Source organism: Pseudonocardia sp. ICBG601, assembly GCF_020496245.1.
Map to the genome: position 1 here is coordinate 1 of NZ_JAHLJA010000201.1, position 1839 is coordinate 1839.

At 71.0% G+C, this 1839-nt stretch carries 4 protein-coding genes; all 4 read left to right on the top strand.

All coding sequences use genetic code 11. The annotated features are described in order from the left end of the window. Positions 1–407: hypothetical protein (locus KPL57_RS60300; RefSeq protein WP_226358890.1), on the top strand; the 407-nt coding region annotated here is incomplete at its 5' end. A gap of 111 nt (positions 408–518) precedes the next feature. Next, on the top strand, positions 519–950 hold the full coding sequence (locus KPL57_RS60305; RefSeq protein ID WP_226358746.1) for a hypothetical protein: 432 nt from the start codon (positions 519–521) through the stop codon (positions 948–950). Between the two features lie 27 nt (positions 951–977). Next, positions 978–1424 carry a hypothetical protein gene (locus KPL57_RS60310; RefSeq protein ID WP_226358745.1) on the top strand — a complete coding sequence of 149 codons (447 nt, stop codon included), beginning with the start codon at positions 978–980 and terminating at the stop codon, positions 1422–1424. A gap of 52 nt (positions 1425–1476) precedes the next feature. Next, positions 1477–1839: hypothetical protein (locus tag KPL57_RS60315; protein ID WP_226358891.1), on the top strand; the 363-nt coding region annotated here is incomplete at its 3' end.

Consider the following 1839-nt stretch of genomic DNA (forward strand, 5'->3'; position numbering starts at 1 on the left):
CCGGCGGTCGCAGCATGAGCACTGAGGCCGAGGTCGAGCAGCAGCCGCACGCGGCAGCTGATGCGAAGGCGCGCAGCGCCTACGCGGCGCTGCGCAGGATCACGGCGCAGCGCAGCATCTTCGCGACCGCTTACGGGCGAGCACGAACTCCAGGTGACCGTGCCGCAGCAGCGCTGAGCGCTGTCCGTGCGGCGATCCCGGCGATGACTTCCATCCGCACAACGCTGTCCCCGGACATCGAACGTCGGCTGGATCGGATCGCCGATGACCTCGCGGACCTGTTCGTTGAGCTGCATGACGCGCAGGAGGTCGCGGCGCGTAAGGCGGTCCGGGCGAAGGAGCGTCAGGCCGCTCGGGCCGAGCAGCGGCGTGCCGCTGTGCTGGCTGCAGGTGGTGAGCGGCGGTGAAGGTCCGTGGGCGGTGCGTGGTGTGTACGCGGTCGTTCGAGATCCCGCCGGGCCGGGCGGCGCAGGTCTGTGGCCGGTGCCGTAAGCGGGAGCAGCTGGGAGGTGGTCGTCGTGGCGCAGCCCGCATCTGACCAACACCAGGACGAGACCACTCCGGAACGGCCGGGCCTCTACATCGTCGACGGGGATGCCGATTCGTCCACGGTCGGTGAGGACCAGGCCGACAGCCAGGTGGAGCCCGCGCAGGTGAAGCCGTTGGCGCCGTGGGACCAGCGCATCGCCCAGATCGTCAGCGACGTGGTGGAGGCCCGCCCACGGTGGAACGAGCAGCCACCCTCGTACGCCCAGACCTGGGCGTACTCCCGGTCGGGGGACTGGACCACGTCCAGCAATCCGCTGGTGAGGGCGGCGCACTCGGCGCTGACTCTGGCCGCCCTGGTCGTGGTGTTCCCGCTGGATTGGGTGTCGAACGTGGTTCGGGACAAGCCGTCCGGCTTCGTGATCACGGTTGTCGTGGTCGTTCTACTCGCCCTCGCGTTCTGAAAGGACGGTGTCGTTGTGTCGTGGTCGATGTTCATTCCGAGTTCGATGCTCACGCTCGGCGCTCTGGCGCTGGTCCTGGCGATCGTCCTCGTGTACCTGGACGTGCCTGGGAAGGGCGTGGATTGGGAGAAGGTCGCCGCGGTCCTTGCCGTGGTCGGCGGGTTCGGTGTCGGCGGCGCCTCGGCCGGCTGGTTCGGTGGTCTGTTCACCGCCCTGTCCGGGGGCGCGCTGACCGGGGCCGGGCAGGCCACCGCCCAGCTCGTCGGGGTGTCCGCGGTGGGCGCGGTCGCCGCCGCAGCCGGACTGTGGGCCTACAGCCGCCTGCGCGGCTCCGGCATCACCGCCGCCACCAGGACGAAGTCGCTGCTGGTCGTCGCCGCCCTCGCCCTGGTCGGCACCGTCCTGGCCGGTGTCCCGCGCCTCTACAGCGCGGCGGACACCTTCATCGCCGCTCTCGCGGCATCGCTGACCTGATGACCGATCTAGCCACAAGTCGATACGACGCTAGAGAAGAGAGGAGTGGCTGGTGGAGGCGTTCTTCCTGACGTGTGTGGTGGTGGCGTTCTTCGTGACGAAGGGCCGTACCGATACCGCTGCTTACAGCAACGGCAAGGAACCACCGGGCCTGGCCCGGGCGCGGATGCGTCACGAGGCCGGTGGTGGGGCGCGCACTGCGTCGGGTCGTCCGACCGGGCGCGGTGCGTTCGGGCTGCTGGTGGCCTCGCGGTGGGCGGAGGCGTGTCGGGCCGCGCAGCACCGGGGCGAGCATCGGGCGGCACGGCGGCGGGCGTGGTTCGACGAGACCGCCCCGGGGCGGGATGAGCGGTGGCGTGCGGTCCAGCAGCGGCGTCTGGAGCGGGCGGATCGGGCGCGGGCCCGCTGGGCGCAG